The following is a 19274-nucleotide window of genomic DNA, read 5'->3' on the forward strand; positions in this document are numbered from 1 at the left end:
TCGGCATCGGGCGCTGGCTCGTGGTCTCCGTGGGTCTCGCCGGGGCCGGCTACGGGCTCTTCGCATCCGTCCGCTCGGCCGCCGGTCTCGTGGAGACGTGGAAGGGCCGCGGGTTGCCGAAGTGGCCGAGGTGGCGATGATGGCTGGATCCGCTCGAGCTACCGGTTCCGATCAGCGGTCGAAGGATTTTCGCAGCAGCCGGTCCTGCGGCCTCGGTGCCGCCGCCCTAACCTGACGAGCATCCCCGCCGTGACGGCCATCACGACGGCGATCCCGGCACCGATGATCCAGGGGTTACCGAGGAGCCCACCGACGCCCGCGAGTGCTCCGCCCGCCGCGATGAGCGGCAGGCCGCAACAGAGCAGCAACGGAAGCGCGCAGCATGCCAGCAAGAGCAGTCCGGTCCCTGCAGCGACGACGGGACCGGCGCGCCGTTCGTCGCGGTCCTGATCGGCGCTCGTCGTCTGCACCTCTTCAGGATGAGATCTCCCCGATTGCCTGCGCTGCCGGTCATGCGCAGCACGACAGCAGCGACGGGTCGGTGGTGAAGGCCTTCGCGGCGATCCGGATGCCCTCGGCCATCGTCAGGTAGGGAGCCCAGGCGTCGGCGATCTCGGCGACGGTCTTGCCGAGCACGTGGACACCGGCGGCGGCGAGCTCTCCGGCGTCCTTGGCGACGGCGGTCAGGCCGAGGATCTCGTTCGTGTCGGCGTTCACGACGATCTTGATGAACCCGCGGGTGTCGCGGTTGACCAGCGCGCGGGGCACGTGGTGCAGCGGCAAGACGCGGCAATCGCAGCGGATCCCCGCAGCAAGCACTTCCTTCTCGGTCATCCCGACCGCTCCGATCGCGGGCCCGGTGAACGTCACCCGCGGCAGGCGGGAATAGTCGACGGCACGATCGGCGTCGGCGAACGCGTTCTCGGCGACGAGGGTGCCGTGGTGGGCGGCGACGTAGACGAACTCGGGGTGCCCGGTCACGTCGCCTGCGGCCCAGATCCGCGGGTTCGAGGACCGCAGCCGGTCGGAGACGACCACCTCGCCGGAGTCCCCGGTCTTCACCCCGACCGCATCGAGGTTCAGGCCATCGGTGACGGGACGGCGTCCGAGGGCGACGAGCACCTGCTCGGCGCGGAACTCCTGCGAGTCGCCGGACACGTCGGCGGTCACGACGGCCTCGCCTCCCGTGCCGCGGGACACCCGGGTGGGCACCACGCGGCGGACGACGCGGATGCCTTCGTCGGCGAACGCCTCCTGAAGCGCCTTGGACACCTCCGGCTCCTCCTTCGAGGCGAGCCGGGACCGCACCAGCAGCGTGACCTGCGAGCCGAGGCGAGCGAACAGCTGCGCCTGCTCCAGGGCGACGTAGCCGCCGCCGAGCACCAGCAACGACTCAGGAACCTCAGCGAGTTCCATTGCCGTGGTCGAGGTCAGGTACCCGGTCTCCTCCAGGCCGTCGATCGGCGGAGCCCACGGGCGAGAACCAGTCGCGACCAGGAAGTGGTCGGCCTCGATGGTCTCGACCGTCCCGTCGCCGGCGATGATCTCCAGTACCGGGGCGTCTGGGCCGCCGGCGAACGATGCATCGCCGCGGCGGACCTGCCAGCCGTAGGAGTCGGCGACGTCGGCGTACTTCTCGCCCCGCAGCGACTCGACCAGCGCCTGCTTCCCGGCGATCAGGGCGGGCATGTCCACCGGCCCCGCCGTCGTCGCGATCCCCGGGAACCGGTCGGCGGCGTCGGCCGCGGAGTGCCGTGCGTCGGCCGCGGCGATCAGGGCCTTCGACGGCACGCAGCCGGTGTTCACGCAGGTGCCGCCCAGCGTCCCGCGCTCGATCATCACCACCGACTTGCCGAGCGTGGTCGCGCGGATCGCGGCGGCGAACGCACCACCGCCCGATCCGATGATGGCGAGGTCGTACTTCGTGGGCATCGCAGCTCCTGTCAACACTTGGTCTTCCGGTCTGTCTCAGCCATACTGGACCTTCCAGTGCAGGGGAAGGTCAAGAGGACTTCTGCCGAAAGAAGAGGGGGCCTGCGATGCGCATCGGGGAACTCGCCGAGCGGGCGGGAACGACGGCGAAGACGCTGCGGTTCTACGAGGAGCAGGGCCTGCTGCCGCCGGCCGAGCGCACGCCGTCCGGATACCGCGACTACGCGCCCGAGACGGCCGCCCGGATCGACTTTGTCCACCGCGGCCAGGCCGCGGGCCTCACCCTCGCCCAGATCCGCCAGATCCTCGACATCCGCGACGGCGGCCATGCGCCCTGCGAGCACGTGCGCGACCTCCTCGACGCACGCCTCGCCGAGATCGAGCAGCAGATCGCCCAGCTCGCCGCGCTGCGCGACACCATCACCGAGCTCAGACGCGACGCCGCGCAGCTCGACCCCGACTCGTGCAGCGCGGACCAGGTCTGCCGGTACCTGTAAACGGCAGAGCCGGTCGCACCAACGCCACAAGCCCGACATGCGCTACGAAAATCCCCTGTACCTGGCAGAGGAAGCCGCCGCACTCGACCTCTTGTCCGATGGACGGGTGGCGCTGGGAATCTCGCGCTGCTCACCAGAACCGGCTGAGCGCGGCTGGGAAGCCTTTGGCTACGCAGGTTCCACCGACCCGCGCGGAGCCGATATCGCGCGCGAAAAGTTCCCACAGTTCATGGCGGCAATCCGCGGTGAAGGCATGGTCGAACCTGCCAGTCAGCAATCCGGCTTCCCGCCCTCACCGGCTGATGAACACGGGCGTCTGCGCATTGAACCGCACTCGCCAGGTCTTGACCGCCGCATCTGGTGGGGCGCTGGCAGCCGCGAAACAGCAGTGTGGGCCGCACAGCAGGGTGTCAACCTCATGTCCTCGACCCTCCTGACAGAGGCCACGGGTGATTCCTTCGCACAGCTGCAATCGGAGCAGATCGCACTGTTTCGCGATGCATGGAAAAAGGCCGGCCATGATTGGACGCCGCGCGTGTCCGTTTCACGCAGCATTTTCCCGATCGTCAACGAGCTCGATGCCATGTATTTCGGCGCTCGCGGCCAGGGTGCGAACGACCAGATCGGCGTCATTGACGGTTTCCGCTCTACGTTCGGCAAGACCTACGCGGCGGAGCCAGACCAGCTGGTCGAACAGCTCAAGCAGGACACCGCGCTCATGGACGCTGACAGCGTCATGCTCACCATTCCCAGCCAGCTCGGTGTTGATTACAACCTCCACATTTTGGAAGTTTTCGCCACACACGTTGCGCCTGAACTCGGCTGGCAGCCGGCCTGGCAGGGCCCCACGGAGGGGTATCCCATCAGTTGATCTGGGAGAAACCCGCCGGGGTAGCCAGCCCGCCCGGCACTTAGGCGGGGGAGTGGGGTGACTGTGGCGGCGCCTCGTCAGCGGGGCCCGAAGGCCGCTGCCCAGCAGCAGGCGGCTTGGTGCCGCGCTGGGTGAAGAACTCAACCACGAGCAGGCCACCTCCGGCAATCAAAACCAGCGACATCAGGACCAAGAGGCCAAGACCCACGTGCGGGAACATGCCGGAGAAGACATAGGGAAGGCGGGCCAAAACGTTGAAGATGCCCAGCAGGCCCGCCAGCGCACCCGCACCGCCGGCAATCAGTTTGAGGATGGGCTTCTTCGTGATGATCGCAGCGATTGCAGTGCCGATTGCGCCCAGGCACAGCAACATGATGAGGATGCCGGCGAAGGCTCGACCGCTCACCATGACCGAGAACGAGAAGAAGTTCAGGGTGCCGTGGTCGCCCAGTATGTCGACCATGGCGAACGGCAGAAAAAGGCTGATGATTGCCAGGAGCGCTGCGGCGGGCAGACCAAAGGATGCCCAGCGTGCAAAGGTGCCGATCTTGCCGCTGCCCTGTGCGCCGTGCTTGTTGAGGAAGTCCTGCGCTTCTGCGCTGGAGCGTTCAACCGTCGGCGCAACATGGGTGGTGTAGGCGTCCTTCGCGCTGGCAGTGAAGTTGCGGAAGCCGGAGCTGAGCTGCTCGCCGAACTGGTCGAAGGACTGGTGCTGATCATTGTGGATCTCGCCGCGGTCAAGAGCTGCCCGGTACTCCTCGACCGTCGGCGGCCGCCCCTGGGAGGTGCGGAAAGCCTGAGCCCATTCTTCGGGGGTGGGCTTGCGGTTAGGCTGCTGAGGATCAGCGGGGCCGGTGTGCTCGGCTGGTGCCACGGGATTCCTTCCGTGCGGTGTCGGCGGGTCTGAACACAGCTCGTCACAGCGAGCTGATCTGCTCAGCTTATGGATTCAAAGCGGCGTGCAGGAGGACATCGGCTGAACAAGTCCGCACAGAAAGCTGAAAGCGCGGGCGGACGGTCGTGGGACGGACGCGCCTTCTCCCGAGGCACGCCCGTCGGTGAGCGTGTGCCGGGCGCGGGCTAAAATGTCCGCGTGGCTTTGACTATTGGAATTGTGGGACTGCCCAATGTGGGCAAGTCGACCCTGTTTAACGCTTTGACCCGTGCTGAAGTTCTCGCGGCGAACTACCCGTTCGCAACGATTGACCCGAACGTGGGCGTTGTGCCGCTGCCTGACCCGCGGCTGGACCGCCTGTCTGAGATCTTCGGTTCCGAGAAGATCCTGCCGGCGACCGTGAGCTTTGTGGACATTGCGGGCATCGTCAAGGGCGCCTCGGAAGGTGAGGGCCTGGGGAATAAGTTCCTGGCCAATATTCGCGAAGCCGATGCCATCTGCCAGGTGACGCGCGCTTTCTCCGACCCGGATGTCACCCGGGTTGAAGGTTCAGAGACCCCGGCGGGTGACCTCGACACGATTTCGACCGAGCTGATTCTGGCTGACCTGCAGACGCTGGAGAACGCTCGTCCGCGCATTGAAAAGGATGTCAAGCGCAAGCTCATTGACGGTGCGGTGCTTGAAGCGATGGATAAAGCCGCGGCTCTTCTTGAAGACGGCACCACCCTGTTCCAGGGTGCGGAGAAAGCCGGGATTGATGTTTCGCTGCTGAGCGAACTGCAGCTCATGACGGCAAAGCCCTTCATCTACGTGTTCAACACTGATGAAGAGGGCCTGGCTGATGAGGACATGCAGAAGCAGCTGCGCGAGCTCGTGGCTCCGGCTGAGGCGATTTTCCTCGATGCGAAGTTCGAAGCTGAACTCATTGAGCTGGATCCTGAAGAAGCCGCCGAAATGCTCGAATCTACCGGTCAGGACGAGCCTGGTCTGGACAAGCTGGCTCGCGTTGGCTTCGACACTCTTGGTCTGCAGACCTACCTGACTGCCGGGCCGAAGGAGGCACGTGCGTGGACCATCCGCAAGGGCTGGACCGCTCCCGAGGCTGCCGGCGTCATCCACACCGACTTCCAGAAGGGCTTCATCAAGGCTGAGATCGTGTCCTTTGAAGACCTCGATGACCTGGGCTCGATGAACGAGGCGAAAGCCGCCGGCAAGGTCCGCATGGAAGGCAAAGACTACGTTATGGCCGACGGTGACGTGGTGGAGTTCCGGTTTAACGTGTAGTACGGGGGGTGCTTCTATAGTTTTCGTCAAGCTGCTGGAGCTTGTTGCGTGGGGCGGGGTTCGTAAAGGGTGCCATCGCGAAGCATGGCGTATAGGACGTCGGTTCTGCGTCTGGCCAAGGCGATGATGGCTTGGTTATGGCGTTTGCCCTCGGCACGTTTTCTGTCGTAGTACGCACGTGAGAATGGGTCGGCTTTGATAGATGCGAAGGCTGATAGGAATAGTGCGCGTTTGAGGGTTGTCTTTCCGCGTCTGGAGGGTGCTTCACCGCGAATGGAAGTTCCGGATCGGCGGGTTACTGGTGCGATACCGGCGTATGAGGCTAGGTGTGCGACGGATTTGAAGTTCTTGCCGACGACCTCTGTGAGGATACGCGCGGCTGTCCTGACCCCGATGCCGGGCATAGAGGTCAGGACGCAGGTTCGAGGGTGAGCATCGACCACCGTTAAGATCTCAGCTTCAATATCGGCGCGCTGCTCGGTCAGCTGTGCAAGCTGAGCGGCGAGTCGGCTGATGATGTGCCCGGCAGTGTTTGTTCCGGCCACGATGGTGGTTTGTTCGGCCAAAGCTGCAAAGATCTCGTCAGCCAGGCGGGCCGCCATGCGGGGTGCGAGTTTCTTCAATCGTGTTCTCACGCGGCTGCGTCCTGCCTCGTGCAGTGCTGCGGGAGTGGGATAGCGGCTGAGCATATCTACTACTGCTGGATGGGCCAGGCGCGGTCCCACTACCCGTTCAAGGGCAGGATGTATCTGTGTGAGCAGGCCGCGCAGCCGATTGCGTACCCCGGTCAGCTGGGCGGTCAGATCGTCATCGAAGCCACACAGCATTGACAATTCGGCGATGTGTTCGTCCGCGATAGTGATCCCGCGCAGTGTGTGGGGGATGGTGCGGGCTGTATCAGCGATGATGTAAGCATCCCTGGCATCGGTCTTCACCTGGCCTGGATGAAGATCAGCGACACGGCGCATGGTCAGCCCCGCCAGGTAGGCAACGGCAATCCCCATTTGTTGGGCTACCGCGAAAACTCACGCGCCTATGGTTTTAGGCTGGTCCACCACGACCAGCAGCTGTTCATGCTTGGCCGCAAGAGCTGTTAACAGTTCTTGGATCTTCGGTTCGGACTGCGGCAATGGCTTGTCATGCACTACCTGGCCATCATGGTCAACAGCGGTGGCATGATGTTCTGTCTTGCCGACATCGATGCCAAGAAATACTTGTGGCTGCATCGGTTACCTTCTTCGGTCTCTTAAGCACAAACCAGGTCACCGATGGTTCGTTCGCTCACATCCACGTTACGCAGCCCCACAGTATTCAGAGCGTGCTTCTATCAGCGATCCAAACGAACCAGACTGATCCCAGTGACAACACCCCCGGATCATGGACAACTGGGGGCAGACATCATGCCGGGGTCAGCCGGTTCCCAGCACTACCTATCCTGACGGAAAACAGTGACACCTAAAAGGTAACGGGGACTTTGTGCTCGCCGTTAACATCCCGCGCCTGCTCGATTGCGAGGGTGCGTGGGGCATGCGCATCGAGCTCGTGCCCAGCCTGGGCACCCCCGTGCCGAGCGGCGGGATCCTCTTCCGGACCTCGGCGCCGGTGGGCCGGGCCCAGCGCCGCGCGCTCGAATCGGCGCTGGCGTTCGGCGACGTGCTCTCGCCCGCCAGCGGGCCCTTCGGCGCGATCCGCGCCATGGTCGACATCGCGCTCAAGGCGCTCTCGCCCGCGGCCAACGATCCCAGCCGCGCCTTCCAGGCGCTCGAGGAGATCGAGGACATCCTCACCGAACTCCCCCCGGACATCGCCAAGCGCGAGGCGCTCCTGGCCGCCCACGCCTCCCGCCACTTCTGCGCCACCGTTGCGGCGGTCTCATGGACGTTGAGCCCGCTGGGGTTGGGCAGCGCCCACAGGGCCACCCCGTCCGGCCACCCCGGCACCCACGGTGCCCCCGGGACTCATCGGTCACCGGCTGCGCCCTGAGCACCGCACCGGGACGGTCGAAGGTCTGACGGCATGCGGTGATGCCCACGATGAGCAGGCGCACCAGGCCCGCGGACTCGGCATCGCCGGGCAGCGGCGGCACGTCGTCGCGAGCCGGGCCGTCCGCCGCCGCGGCGAGCTGGGCCGGCGTGGGCCGCGCACCGGCCAGCGGCGAGGGCCGGCGCCAGGGCCGCCAGGCGGCGGGCAGGCGGGATTCCGAGCCGAGGGGAGCGGTGGGCGACATGGGACCAGCCTAGGTGCGCCTCGGGGCCGGGCCCGAGGCGCACCCGCGGTGGGCGGGACTCAGATGAGGCCGTGCTCCTCGAGGAGCTGGCCGATCTCCCCGTGCTCGAGCCTGTCGCGCAGGTAGCCGCGCAGCGCGGCCGGGCCGGGCATCTCCATCTTCTTGCCGTCGCGCATGTGCGCCGAGGCCTCGAGGAGGTCGCGCACATCGTACGTGGAGCCCCAGGTCTCCGGCACGCCGCGCTCCACGTCGAGGAGTTCGTAGACGGCCTCCATGCCGGTGCGCACCGAGTACTCGGTCGTGAAGATCGTGTCGCGGCCGGTCTCCGCGAACTGCCCGAGGAACGCGAAGTTCGCCGCCCCCTCCGGCACGACCTGCGGCCGGTCACCCGCGCGGCGGGGCATAAATTGGCTCGTCACGTAGGGCATCATGACCGGCACGCACCGGGCGCCGGTCGCCGCGAGCTCGGGGATCTCATCGACGGGCACGCCCAGGTGGTAGAGCCACTCCTGGGTGATCTCCTCGCCGGTGCACTGCGCCAGGGGCTTCTTCACGTAGTCGCCGTCGACGTCGACGAACAGACCGTAGACCCAGACGACGATCTGATCCTTCGGCTGCTTCTTGAAGTGCGGCTGGCGATCGACCGTCCAGCTCAGCAGCCAGGAGGAGTCCTCGGCGGTGACGATGCCGCCGGTGACCACGCGGCCGCTGAACGGATCGCGCTGGGCGATGCGCTCGATGTAGGCGGGGATGCGCTCATCGAGCGGCGGGGGTGGACGTTCGTCCAAGTGTATGAGGACAACGACACCACCGGCTCCGGCAGGAAGAAGCGTCCCGCCTTCGAGCGTCTTCTGACCGACGTCGCCAGTGGATTGATCGATGTCATCGTCGCGCAGGAGTGGCCGCGCCTCGAGCGCAACCGTGCTGACGGTGTGCGAATCATCGAGGCCGCCCAGGAGCACAAGATCCTCCTGACCTTCTCCAAAGGCTCCGACATCGATTGCACGACCGCCGCGGGGCGGCTGTCCGCCGACATGTTCTCCGCCATTGCCCGCAACGAGATCGAGGTTAAAGGTGAGAGGCAGTCGGCCGCACAGTTGCAACGCGCTCGGCAGGGTCGAGCCCCCAAGGGCGTTCGCCCACTCGGCTATGCCACCAGTGGCGACCTCATCGAGGACGAGGCCGTGGTCGTTCACGAGATCTACCGACTCTTCTCCATCCAAGACGGTCCCACGGTCGCATCGATTGCCAAGGCGCTGTCAGGTGTCGTCGGTAACAATGTTCCGGCCTCGCTGCCGCATCTGCCCAAGCGCAACAGGGTGCTGGCAATCGAGCGTAATGTGAAACGTGAAGCAGCTGGTCTTCCGCCCAACCCGTACCCGACGACGGTCCCTGGGACTCCTCGACGGTACTGGGCATCCTTCGCAACCCGCGCTATGCCGGCTACTCGGTATACACCGACCGCAACGACCGGGCCGAGAACAAGCGCCGCAGCTGGTACGCCCAGATCCTGCGTGATGACGACGGCAACCCCGTCATGGGGAAGTGGACGCCCATCGTGGAGCCGGAGGTGTGGTGGACGGTCCAGGAACGTCTGAACGAGCCGAAGCGCATCACCAACCGCACCGGCTCCACGGCAAGAAAGCACCTCGGCTCCGGTCTCTACCTCTGCGGCATCTGCGAGACCCCGGTGATCACGTCCTCGAACAGATACCGTTGTCCTGCGGGCCACCTGAACCGCTCGCACAGTCATGTGGAGCCGTGGGTACTCAAGATCATCCGGGCACGTCTGGCCCGACCGGACCTGGCAGATGCGATCCCCACAGGTGACGAGCCGCGCCTGCAGGCGATTCGGGCCCAGATCGGCACCCACCAGGCCAGGGTCAAGCGTGCGCAGCACGACTACGACCAGGAGATCATCGAAGGCTACGATCTCAAGCGCATCCGCGACCGCGAGAACACTGCCATCGCTGCCCTGGAGGCCGAACGCCGGTCGTTGACGGCCACGGTCGATCTCGGGGGAGTGCTGGACGCGAAGGACCCCGTGACGGCCTTCGACAACGCGGACCTCATGATCAAGCGCCGGGTCATCGACTTCTTCTGCACTGTCCGGCTGTACCCGCACCCGCGGGGAAGGAAGACTTTCGACCCCGAGACGGTAAGGTCACGCAGAAGACGTCCACGACCTGACGACCACACGAAGGAGCCGATGATGGCCTATCCGACTCTCGCCCTGCATCTGCTGATCTCGGCTCCCGGCGACGTGCCGACTGCAGACATGGCTGTCATTCGCCGAACGATCAGCCAGTGGAATCTCAACCTCGGCCGCGTCGTCGGGCTCACGGTCCTTCCGGTGTCGTGGACCGAACATGCTGTGCCCGAGTTCGGTGAGCGTCCTCAGGCGATCCTCAACGATCAGATCGTCGAGGAGGCCGACTTCGCCGTCGCTCTCTTCTACGACCGCCTCGGCACTCAGACCGGCGAAGCGGACTCAGGAACAGCTGAGGAGATCAGGGTCCTCGTCGATGCCGGCAAGTCGGTGGCCGTTCTGGCGAACTCGAGCCCACGATCGCCTCTGAGCGGTCCGGCGCTGGATGAGAGAAAGCGATTGGACTCCTACCTGAACGAACTGCGCCAGACAGCACTTGTCTTCGAGTATGCGCATGACGGTGACCTGGTGGGCCACCTCAACAACTTCCTCAGCCGGGCAACCGCGCAGTTCCAGCAGTCGGTCGAGGCATCGAAGAGTGCTGAGCCGGAAGGCCCAGACCCATCCGAGGGCGTGTGGCCGCGGGCGGAGGTACGTGAGAGCGTCCGCACCGACAGCAAAGGGCGAGTGAAGACACAGCGCCACTGGTCGCTGGTGTTGCACAACATGTCCAAGGGGCCGGCCACCGATGTCGATTTCGAGTTCGAGGACCTGTCCGAAGATGCCTACTTCGGCGTGCATCGAGAAGATGGGCCCCTCGGCACGATCCCGCCCGGTGGCGAAGCCAGGTTCCCTTTGCTGCTGGCCATGGGATCACCTGATGCCGTCGAGTGCGTCGTGTCCTGGACTGATGTGGCCGGCAACAAGAGGCAGACGCAGGCGACCGTCCGCACGTGACGGTTGAGGAAGGGGAGTGCCAATGACCACCGAAGCCGACCAAGCTCGCCGGGACTTCCGTCGTTACCGGCAGGACGCCGCCCATGACCCACTGGCCGCTGAACGCTGGCGGTACTGGTCCATCGTGGCTCGGATGAGGACCATGCACGAGGCCGGACTGAGTTGGGACGAGATGGCCGACCTCCTCGACCTCGACCCGACGGATAAGGCCCTGTGGTCTGTCCGACAGGGGGATCGACGGGTCGCTGTCGCACAGGAAGTCCTTGCCGAGGGTGTGCAGGACGATTCCCCCCGTTACCTTTTAAGTAGCCCCACCATCCGTCAGGATAGAAAGGGGTCGCTGGCCTAAGGGCCCCGGCATGATTGATGCCCCCAGTCATCATGATCCGGAGGGTGTAGTCACCGGGGTTCGAAGGCACCAGGGAAATCGCTGATAGGGGCCAGAACCACTGGCAGAACCCATGCCTTGAGCCCGACCGTAACGTGGATGCCGAACCTTGGAGCCACAGCACCACCGGCCAGCCGAACCACAACCAAAATGTCCGGTCACATGAGTCGAAGAAGATGAGTGACATGATCACCAACCACGCTGACACCGACGTATTCATCGGCATCGATGTCGGCAAACACAACCACCACGCCGTCGCTGTTGATCGCGACGGAAAACAACTGTTATCGAAGGCACTGCCGCAGAACGAAACGAAACTGAAAGCCCTACTCACCCGGCTGGCCAAACACGGTCAGCTGCTGGTTGTTGTCGATCAGCCTGCCACGATCGGGGCCCTGCCCATCGCGGTCGCCCAAGCAGAGGGCTTCGCGGTTGCTTACCTGCCGGGGTTGGCGATGCGTCGCATTGCTGACTTACACCCTGGCGAGGCGAAAACCGATGCCCGCGATGCCGGCATCATCGCTGAAGCCGCCCGAACCATGCCGCAGACGCTGCGGGGCATTCGGGCCGCGGATGAGAACGTCGCGGAGTTGTCGATGCTGTGCGGCTACGACGATGACCTCGCCAAACAAGCCACGGCCACGTCGAATCGGATCCGCGGTCTGTTCACTCAGATCCACCCCGGACTCGAGACCGTGATCGGTCCGCACTTGGATCATCCGGCCATGCTGGCCCTGCTGGCGAAATACCCGACACCGAAAGCGCTCAAGCATGCCGGGAAACACCGAGTCGAGACTCTGCTGCGCAAGCAGGCACCCCGGGCGTGGAAGAGGTGGGCGACAGCGATCTTCACCGCACTCAATGGGCAGACGGTGGAGGTGTCGGGCACCGACGCGGCCGGACTCGTCCTACCCGAGTTGGCGACGTCGTTGGCGCAGACACGAACGTCACGGGACGACGTACTCGCCCGGATCGAGGAGCTGGTGGAATCACATCCGCTTTTCGGGCTCCTGACGTCGATGCCGGCAGTCGGCGTCAGGACCGCGGCGCGGATCCTGACCGAGGTCGTGGGTAAGGACTTCGAATCCGCCGGACACCTCGCCTCCTATGCCGGCCTGGCACCGGTGACGTGGCGGTCAGGAACCTCGATCCGAGGAGACCATTCCTCGCGTCGGGGGAACAAGATCCTCAAAAGAGCGTTGTTCTTGTCCGCGTTCGCTGCGTTGAAGGACCCGTTGTCGAAGGCCTATTACGACAAGAAACGTGCCGAGCATAAGAAACACAATCAAGCACTGATCGCCTTAGCGCGCAGGCGCTGCAACGTGCTGTACGCGATGCTGCGCGATGGCGCTTACTTCCACACACCCGAGGCGGCCACAGCTGCCTGAACCGTACTGAAGCGAAGTGCCAGGTCAGTCTGGGAGGCAGTTCCCGGACCGATCACCCCTGACATCCGAGCCAAACCGAATATTCTTGAGGAATCTGACCTTTACCCCTTGACGAAAAACATAGGGGCACCCCCCGGCATTTGAGTGCAGCCGGCGATGTCACTGGCCGGACGTCTGATCAGCCTTCGCTGTCCCGCGTGACCGACCGACCAAGCGTGTGACGTCTCATGGCGACATCGGCCGCGGCCTTGGCTCCGGCCCGTAGTGCCTCCCGGGGGATCGGACGCATGGTGACGGCTTCACGGACGGCGTCATTAAGGCTGGGCGGGTTCGTCGGCGTCATGGTCTCCATCCTCTCCGTCGACCGGCGTCGCTGCCAGCAGGTGAGCGCAGAAAGAGCCCCGCGATCGTTCTGACCGCGGGGCTCTTTGTGCACACTCACTCATCGTCGGGTGCGTAGACACCCTTGCCGGCAAGCGCGGTGTACAGCGTCTGCCGAGACACCCAGCTCCCGTGCAATGGCCGCCTTCGGGACGCCGTGCTTGACCAACTCCCGGGCGGTGAAGAGCTGTTCGTCCGTCAGCTTCGGAGCCCGCTCGTACGCCCTGTCTGACATCCACGGCCACATCGACCCCTTCCACGCGGCCCTTCAGCTCGTTGACCTGGACCGCGACCCCGCTGCCGAGCTGGTCCTCCTTGGCGACTACGTCGACCGCGGCCCAGCCAGCCGCGAGGTGCTCGAGACGGTCAGGGACCTGCAGCAGCGGTTCCCGGAACGAGTGACCGCGCTGCTCGGGAACCACGACGACTGGTTTCTCGACTGGCTGGACGGCGATGACGATGACTCTTTCCTGGCTGTTGGGTGATGCTGACCTCGGCACCGTGAAATCGTTCCTCGACCCTCTTGAGCTCGCTCATGCGCTCGGGCACGGCGATCCCAGCAGCGACGCGTCCGTCCTCGACGGGCCGACGATGAACCACAACATCAAGAACGCGATTCTGATGAAGCACTCGGAGATCGTCGGTTGGCTGCGCAGGCTGCCGCGCGTCCACGAGACCGACGAGCAGATCTTCGTGCACGCCGGCGTGGACGAAGAGGCGGGGGAGATGTGGCGCGCGGCGACGCCCGACCACGTGCTCGCCGAAAAGTTCCCTCCGACGTTCGGGCCGTTCATCAAGACAGTGATCGCCGGCCACGTCCGCACATCCGAGATGCACGAAGACGGATCCCATGGCACATTCCATGATGGCGACAGCCACTACTACATCGATGGGTCAGTCGAAGTGACCGGCCGGTTGAACGTCTTGCGATTCTCGGCCGCTGATGCGACGTACGAGTCCTTCGTTGCCGGGCCGGATGTGGAGACGGACTGATGCCTGGAATTCAGCGCTGCGAGCATTGGTCGGACTACGAAGGCAGGGCTTACGGCCGGCACCAGCATTCTGGTCCTCACGCGTGCGATCCCGGCAACCATGGTGGTGAGGGCCCGTGGTAGAAGTGCCCCGCGCTCGAAGCTCTACGTCCGGGACCGGGCCCATCTCGTCGTCCTTGCCTACGAGGACGGGCTCGTCTCGCGCCGACGCCCGTGAGTCGAGGGCACGACTACGGTATACTGTCTAATGTAACGCCCCGGTGACTATTCGGACCTCACGGTTCGGACTCCCGGGGCGATAGTCGTCTCGTGGGGAAGGTCCAGCGCGATGAGCGCGTGGGCGCTCACACTGGTCTGAGCAGAGAAAATCCCCCAAGTGCGCGTCGTCGAGAGGCGTGGGGGATGTAGTGGTCTCAGGCTAGCAAGACTGAGCCGTCGATTCGACTATCCGAGGTCGAGCGCGGCGAGCTGCTCGGCGCTGCCTGTGACGACGAAGAGCAGGCGTTTCCGGTCGTCCTCGACTCCCCAGTCGACGAAGGAGCAGCATAAGCTCTCGACCGCGACGAGCTCTCGCAGCCGCTGAACGGATTCGTCCGTCCTGGCATAGCGCACAACGACCCTGGTCTCCGTGCGCTCGACGCCGAGGGCGTACTCGTCGTCGAAGGCTCGCCAGCGCTCGATCTGGTCCTTGCCCGCACCCGGCGTGAACGCGCAGGCGATCGGCAGTCCGTCCAGCGGATTGGTGCGCATCATGCCGGGTCCCGCTCTCTCACGGCACTACCCGTCCGCAGAGCAGCCGGGCGGCGCGCGGCGCGCACGCCGTTGAGGATGACGACGACCTCGGCGGCCTCGTGGACGAGGAGGACGCCGGCCAGTCCCAGCACGCCGAACAGGGCGAGCGGGAACAGGACGACGATGATCGTCAGCGCGAGAACGATGTTGGCCGTCATGATTCTCCGCCCGCGCCGCGCATGGGCGAGGGCGGCGGGGATCAAGCGCAGGTCGTGGCCGGTAAAGGCGATGTCGGCCGACTCCACGGCGGCGGCAGAGCCCGTGGCTCCCATCGCGATGCCGACGGTGGCCGTGGCCAGCGCGGGTGCGTCGTTGATGCCGTCGCCGACCATCGCAGTCGGTCGGGCTGACGTCAGCTCCGTGATCGCGGTCGCCTTGTCGGCTGGGAGCTGCTCGGCGCGGACGTCGTCGATGCCCGCTTCCCGTGCCAGGGCGCGCGGTGCGGGAGTCGTCGCCGGTGAGCATGGCCGTGCCGATGCCCTGGTCGCGGAGCATGCGCACCGTCTCGGCGGCCTCGGGGCGTAGCTCATCGCGCACTCCAATCAGTCCGGCGGCCTCGCCGTCGGCCTCGACGACCACGACGGTCATCCCGGCCTCGGTCAGCTCATCAGCATCCGTGCGCAGACCCGCCGGGTCGAGCCACCGGGGACTGCCGACCCTGATCGCCCGGCCGTCGACGCGGCCAGCGAGTCCGTGCCCGGCCTCTTCGTTCACTTCCTCTGCCGCCGGGACGTCGTGGGCGGCGGCAGAGATCGCGGCCGCCAGGGGATGGGTGCTGGTCGCTTCTACGGCGGCCGCCCAGGCGAGCACATCGTCGCGGGAGGTCCCGGCAACGGTTCGGACATCCGTCACCTGCGGACTGCCCTGCGTGAGCGTGCCGGTCTTGTCGAAGGCGACCATGCGGATCGTGCCGAGCTGCTCGAACGCGGCACCGGACTTGACGACGACGCCGAACTTCGAGGCCGACCCGATCGCGCTGATGACCGTGACGGGAACGGCGATCGCCATCGCGCACGGGGATGCTGCCACGAGCACGACGAGGGCACGCTCGATCCACGTCGACGGGTCGACGACGAGGAAGCCGAACAATGCGACCACGACGGCGGCGACGAGGACGGCGGGCACGAGCGGGCGGGCGATGCGGTCGGCCAGCCGGGCCTTCTCGCCCTTGCGGGCATGGGCCTGCTCTACCAGGGCGACGATCTGGGTCAGCGAGTTGTCGCGGCCGTCGGCGGTGGCCTCGACGAGCAGCGAACCGGACCCGTTGACCGCGCCGGCGGACACCGGGTCGCCTGGGCCGACCTCGACGGGGATCGACTCCCCGGTCAAGGCGGAGGCGTCGATGCTCGAGCGCCCCTCAGCGACGACGCCGTCGGTCGCGACCCGCTCGCCCGCGCCGACCACGAGGAGGTCGAGCTCCCGGAGTTCCGCCACCGGGACGTCGACGGTGCCCGACATCCGGGAGACCCGCGCGGTCTGGGGGACAAGCGAGAGCAGCGCGCGCAGCGTTTCCTTGGCACGGTCCATCGCACGGTCCTCGAGCGTCTCGGCCAAGGCGAACAGGAACGCCAGCGCCGCCGCCTCGCCGACATGGCCGAGCAGCACCGCTCCGGCCGCGGCGATGGTCATGAGCAGGCCGACGCCCAGGCGTCCACGGCCTCTTGCGGTGAACAGCCGTCTGAGCGTGCCGGGCACGAAGGTCCATGCCCCGGCCGCGAGCCCGAGGGCGAAGACGACCAGCGCCAGGACCTCGAGGCCAGTCCACTCGAGGATCAGGCCCGCTGCCCAGAGTAGCCCGGAGGCGGCAGGCAAGGCGAGAGAGGGGTCGCGCCACCATGGGGGCATGTCCTCGTGCTCGTCGCGGCGGGGCTCGGACGGTCCGCAGCACGCGTCGCCCTCGGGCGTGGATAGTTCGGTGGTCGGGTCGACAGGGCCGCAGCAGGCATCGCCCGTGGCCGTCGGGCCGCTGCTGACCGAGATCAGTTGGGTCGACGCCGTCTTCGTCGCCCTGTTCCCGCGATGCGGCTCGTCGACGCCGCAGCACTCGTCGCTCATCGCTCGGCCCCTTCGGGGGCGCAGCAGCCCGGGACCGTGCACCGCGGATCCATGCACGGCACGCTCTCGTCGACGGCGAGGGTGACGTCGACCAAAGCCGTGAGCGCCGCCGCGATGTGGGGATCGGCGATCTCGTAGCGCGTCTGCCGACCCTCCGGCTCGGCGACGACGATCCCGCAGCCGCGCAGGCAGGACAGATGGTTGGAAACGTTGGTGCGCGTGAGCTCCAGGTCTCGGGCCAGCTTTGCCGGGTAGCCCGGCTCGTCCAGGAGTGATAGCAGGATGCGCGAACGGGTCGGATCCGCCATGGCACGGCCGAGCCGGTTCATGACCTCGACACGCGAAGCAATAGTCAGCATGTACTGACCATACAGCAATTGCTGACCTAATGGCCAGAGCCGTGCGCTCGGTACTCGGGGACGTCGGAGACCGTTCTGCGCTGAACCCATGGCTCGCCGGGTCGTCTTCGTCTGGCTTGTGCAGGGGTCGGTCGCCGAAGCTCCCGCGTGAGACGTGTTCGACGCGTCTCACAGACATCACCCTGACGAGACGAGACCCGATCCCCGGCGCGTGGCCGGTGATCTGGTCCCAGAACGCAGTCTCAGAAGCCGGGGGCTCAGAAGGGACTTTCTAGAGGTGCCTGCGCAGCGTATGATCCTGCGGCATGCCAGAGGCGTAGTTCTCTACGCGGCCTCTTCGTAGTCCAGAGTTCGCGCTATCCTGGACTCATGTCCGTCTCTGACCTGTCCACGAGCGCCCAGAACTATCTCAAGGCTGTCTGGGGCCTCTCGGAGTGGTCGACGGAACCGGTCACTCCTACGCTGATCGCGGAGCGGACGGGCCTGAAGCTGTCCTCCGCGTCGGATGCGGTACGCAGGCTCGCCGACCAAGGGCTGGTGTCCCACGCCCCGTACGGGTCGGTGGAGCTGACCGAGGTCGGGCGTGCGCACGCTTTGGCGATGGTGCGTAGGCATCGGTTGATTGAATCCTTCCTGGTCAGCGTCCTGGGCTACTCGTGGGACCAGGTGCACGACGAGGCGGAGAACCTCGAGCACGCGGTGTCGGACTTCATGGTCGATCGGATCGACGCCTATCTGGAGTTCCCCTCGCGTGATCCCCACGGCGATCCGATCCCCGCGGCCGATGGCACTGTGGTAATCCCTGAGGCGCAGCAGCTCACGGGGATCGGAGCAGGGGAGCGGGTCCTCGTCGAGCGAATCTCGGACGCGGATCCGGCGCTGCTGCAGTTCTTCGAAGGTCACGGCATCGTGGTCGGGGCCGTCCTCGCCTTGGAGGAGGGTGCGCCTTTCTCCGACGCCGTGGACGTGCGCGTCACGGGCGCAGTGGCACCTGTGCCCTTGGGGCGCTCGGCCACCGATGCGCTCTACGTCTCGCTGGTGAGCAGCTAGGGCGTGTTGCTAAACCCATTGGAGGGTTGCGGCGAGGCAGATCGCGGAGTGGTAGTTGCGGGCCGTCTTGTCTGAGCGCATCGTGATGCCGCGCCATTGCTTGAGCTTGTTGAAGCAGCGTTCGACGACGTTGCGGCGCTTGTAGCGTTCTTTCTGCTCGTGGCCGAAGTCGATCGGCCGGCCGGGCCGCTTGAGACGGTGTGCGATCTGGTCGTCACGTTCGGGAATCGTGGTGGCGATGCCGTGCTCGCGCAGCCAGGCCCGGTTCGCCTTCGACGGGTAGCCCTTGTCCGCGAGCACCCGGTCCGGCCGTGACCTCGGTCTGCCGGTTCGCCCGGGGACGCGGATCTCGGAGAGCGTGTCGATGAGCATGCTCGTGTCTGCTGCCCGCCCCGGCGTCAACAGGAAGGCCAGCGCTCTGGCTTTCCCGTCGCAGACCAGGTGGTTCTTGGTGGTCAGTCCACCGCGGGAGCGGCCGATCGCGTGATCAGGCGGCTCCGGCCCGAACTTCTTGTAGTTCGATCGAGCCCCCTGTGTCCCGTCGGAGGGTCGCGCCGTGCTGATGGACACGCACGATCGTCGAGTCGATCGATGAGACCCAGTCCAGCTCACCACGCTGGTGGGTGAGGGACTGAACCTTCTCGAGCACGCGCGCCCAGACGCCCTGCTCGGACCACCGGTTGATATTCTTGTAGATCGTGTTCCAGTTCCCGAACCGCTCCGGCACGTCCCGCCACGGCGCGCCGGTCCGATACCGTCACGCCGTCGCCTCCACCACCGCGCGACGCTCCACCGGCGGACGCCCCGTCGCCTTCGGAACCGGGAACAGCGGGCCGATCACAGCCCAGACTTCATCGGAGATCTCAGTACGCGCCACGCCTTAAGCATCACCCGCACGCCACACATCAGCCTTTAGCAACACACCCTAGGTGTAGTTCCTCGGGAGGTTGTGAACGGGATTTGAGGTCAGAGAAGACCCCCGGTATCGAGGTGGGTAACGACACGCACCCTGACCCGGAGGTCTTCCATGACACACCGTAACGCCCCGATGACCATC

General features: G+C 65.7%; 15 protein-coding genes and 5 pseudogenes. 11 read left to right on the top strand and 9 right to left on the bottom strand.

Going from position 1 to position 19274, the window contains the following annotated elements; all coding sequences use genetic code 11:
- Positions 1 to 510: 510 nt before the first annotated feature.
- Entirely contained in the window at positions 511 to 1932 is a 1422-nt protein-coding gene (gene merA, locus GC119_RS10675; protein ID WP_151953131.1) for a mercury(II) reductase, read from the bottom strand.
- A 107-nt stretch (positions 1933 to 2039) separates the two neighbouring features.
- On the opposite strand from merA, the gene GC119_RS10680 reads away from it, so the two are divergent.
- Positions 2040 to 2429: a heavy metal-responsive transcriptional regulator gene (locus tag GC119_RS10680; RefSeq protein WP_151953132.1), complete on the top strand. Its 390-nt coding sequence runs from the start codon at positions 2040 to 2042 to the stop codon at positions 2427 to 2429.
- 37 nt (positions 2430 to 2466) lie between these two features.
- A complete protein-coding gene (locus GC119_RS10685) occupies positions 2467 to 3300 on the top strand; it encodes an LLM class flavin-dependent oxidoreductase (RefSeq protein ID WP_070576597.1) in 834 nt (277 codons plus the stop codon).
- Between the two features lie 40 nt (positions 3301 to 3340).
- On the opposite strand, the gene GC119_RS10690 is transcribed toward GC119_RS10685, so the two are convergent.
- A complete protein-coding gene (locus GC119_RS10690; RefSeq protein ID WP_070576594.1) occupies positions 3341 to 4174 on the bottom strand; it encodes a hypothetical protein in 834 nt (277 codons plus the stop codon).
- Between the two features lie 219 nt (positions 4175 to 4393).
- Between GC119_RS10690 and ychF the strand changes: the two genes are divergently transcribed.
- Positions 4394 to 5479, top strand: coding sequence for a redox-regulated ATPase YchF (ychF, locus tag GC119_RS10695; RefSeq protein WP_070777425.1), 1086 nt, complete (start codon positions 4394 to 4396; stop codon positions 5477 to 5479).
- Between the two features lie 26 nt (positions 5480 to 5505).
- Here the strand turns inward: ychF and GC119_RS10700 are convergent.
- A pseudogene (locus GC119_RS10700) lies at positions 5506 to 6705 on the bottom strand (IS110 family transposase).
- A gap of 250 nt (positions 6706 to 6955) precedes the next feature.
- On the opposite strand from GC119_RS10700, the gene GC119_RS10705 reads away from it, so the two are divergent.
- A complete protein-coding gene (locus tag GC119_RS10705) occupies positions 6956 to 7462 on the top strand; it encodes a DUF2254 family protein (RefSeq protein WP_070576439.1) in 507 nt (168 codons plus the stop codon).
- Positions 7463 to 7765: 303 nt separating this feature from the next.
- Here GC119_RS10705 and GC119_RS10715 read toward each other — a convergent pair.
- Positions 7766 to 8470: pseudogene (locus GC119_RS10715) on the bottom strand (oleate hydratase); the annotation flags it as partial.
- Between the two features lie 24 nt (positions 8471 to 8494).
- Between GC119_RS10715 and GC119_RS11295 the strand changes: the two are divergent.
- The 6 genes and pseudogenes from GC119_RS11295 to GC119_RS10740 form a co-directional block, all read left to right on the top strand.
- Positions 8495 to 8767 (top strand): annotated as a pseudogene (locus GC119_RS11295) (recombinase family protein); the annotation flags it as partial.
- Between the two features lie 326 nt (positions 8768 to 9093).
- Positions 9094 to 10812 (top strand): annotated as a pseudogene (locus tag GC119_RS10720) (recombinase family protein); the annotation flags it as partial.
- 16 nt (positions 10813 to 10828) lie between these two features.
- Positions 10829 to 11161 (top strand): hypothetical protein, encoded by a 333-nt coding sequence (locus GC119_RS10725; protein ID WP_141750258.1) that lies wholly within the window; start codon positions 10829 to 10831, stop codon positions 11159 to 11161.
- Between the two features lie 224 nt (positions 11162 to 11385).
- A complete protein-coding gene (locus GC119_RS10730) occupies positions 11386 to 12588 on the top strand; it encodes an IS110 family transposase (protein ID WP_070576451.1) in 1203 nt (400 codons plus the stop codon).
- A gap of 542 nt (positions 12589 to 13130) precedes the next feature.
- Complete coding sequence (locus GC119_RS10735; RefSeq protein WP_176745928.1) at positions 13131 to 13454, top strand: metallophosphoesterase; 324 nt, start codon at positions 13131 to 13133, stop codon at positions 13452 to 13454.
- A complete protein-coding gene (locus GC119_RS10740) occupies positions 13423 to 13962 on the top strand; it encodes a hypothetical protein (RefSeq protein WP_141750259.1) in 540 nt (179 codons plus the stop codon). The genes GC119_RS10735 and GC119_RS10740 overlap by 32 nt, the downstream gene beginning before the upstream one ends.
- Positions 13963 to 14405: 443 nt before the next feature.
- Here GC119_RS10740 and GC119_RS10745 read toward each other — a convergent pair whose 3' ends face one another.
- The 3 genes and pseudogenes from GC119_RS10745 to cmtR all read right to left on the bottom strand — a co-directional run bounded on the left by GC119_RS10745 (position 14406) and on the right by cmtR (position 17167).
- Positions 14406 to 14714, bottom strand: coding sequence for a hypothetical protein (locus GC119_RS10745; RefSeq protein WP_070576462.1), 309 nt, complete (start codon positions 14712 to 14714; stop codon positions 14406 to 14408).
- A pseudogene (locus GC119_RS10750) lies at positions 14711 to 16598 on the bottom strand (heavy metal translocating P-type ATPase). The gene GC119_RS10745 and the pseudogene GC119_RS10750 overlap by 4 nt, the downstream one beginning before the upstream one ends.
- Positions 16599 to 16804: 206 nt before the next feature.
- Positions 16805 to 17167 (bottom strand): Cd(II)/Pb(II)-sensing metalloregulatory transcriptional regulator CmtR, encoded by a 363-nt coding sequence (gene cmtR / locus GC119_RS10755; RefSeq protein WP_070576465.1) that lies wholly within the window; start codon positions 17165 to 17167, stop codon positions 16805 to 16807.
- Between the two features lie 369 nt (positions 17168 to 17536).
- On the opposite strand from cmtR, the gene GC119_RS10760 reads away from it, so the two are divergent.
- Positions 17537 to 18217: a metal-dependent transcriptional regulator gene (locus tag GC119_RS10760; protein ID WP_070576468.1), complete on the top strand. Its 681-nt coding sequence runs from the start codon at positions 17537 to 17539 to the stop codon at positions 18215 to 18217.
- 9 nt (positions 18218 to 18226) lie between these two features.
- Here the strand turns inward: GC119_RS10760 and GC119_RS11300 are convergent, their stop codons facing one another.
- Together GC119_RS11300 and GC119_RS11305 are read right to left on the bottom strand one after the other, a co-directional pair.
- Positions 18227 to 18787 (bottom strand): IS5 family transposase, encoded by a 561-nt coding sequence (locus tag GC119_RS11300; RefSeq protein ID WP_370919399.1) that lies wholly within the window; start codon positions 18785 to 18787, stop codon positions 18227 to 18229.
- Positions 18705 to 18944: a hypothetical protein gene (locus tag GC119_RS11305; RefSeq protein ID WP_370919400.1), complete on the bottom strand. Its 240-nt coding sequence runs from the start codon at positions 18942 to 18944 to the stop codon at positions 18705 to 18707. Before GC119_RS11305 ends, GC119_RS11300 begins: the two co-directional genes overlap by 83 nt.
- Positions 18945 to 19274: the final 330 nt, after the last annotated feature.

Origin of the sequence: Brevibacterium sp. Marseille-P9724 (assembly GCF_902500275.1) — a bacterium.
Lineage (GTDB): Bacteria > Actinomycetota > Actinomycetes > Actinomycetales > Brevibacteriaceae > Brevibacterium.

Coding starts and splice junctions, on each gene's coding strand:
- merA (WP_151953131.1), bottom strand. CDS start 1,932: ATGCCCACGAAGTACGACCTCGCCATCATCGGATCGGGCGGTGGTGCG.
- GC119_RS10680 (WP_151953132.1), top strand. CDS start 2,040: ATGCGCATCGGGGAACTCGCCGAGCGGGCGGGAACGACGGCGAAGACG.
- GC119_RS10685 (WP_070576597.1), top strand. CDS start 2,467: ATGCGCTACGAAAATCCCCTGTACCTGGCAGAGGAAGCCGCCGCACTC.
- GC119_RS10730 (WP_070576451.1), top strand. CDS start 11,386: ATGATCACCAACCACGCTGACACCGACGTATTCATCGGCATCGATGTC.
- GC119_RS10740 (WP_141750259.1), top strand. CDS start 13,423: ATGACGATGACTCTTTCCTGGCTGTTGGGTGATGCTGACCTCGGCACC.
- GC119_RS10745 (WP_070576462.1), bottom strand. CDS start 14,714: ATGATGCGCACCAATCCGCTGGACGGACTGCCGATCGCCTGCGCGTTC.
- cmtR (WP_070576465.1), bottom strand. CDS start 17,167: ATGCTGACTATTGCTTCGCGTGTCGAGGTCATGAACCGGCTCGGCCGT.
- GC119_RS10760 (WP_070576468.1), top strand. CDS start 17,537: ATGTCCGTCTCTGACCTGTCCACGAGCGCCCAGAACTATCTCAAGGCT.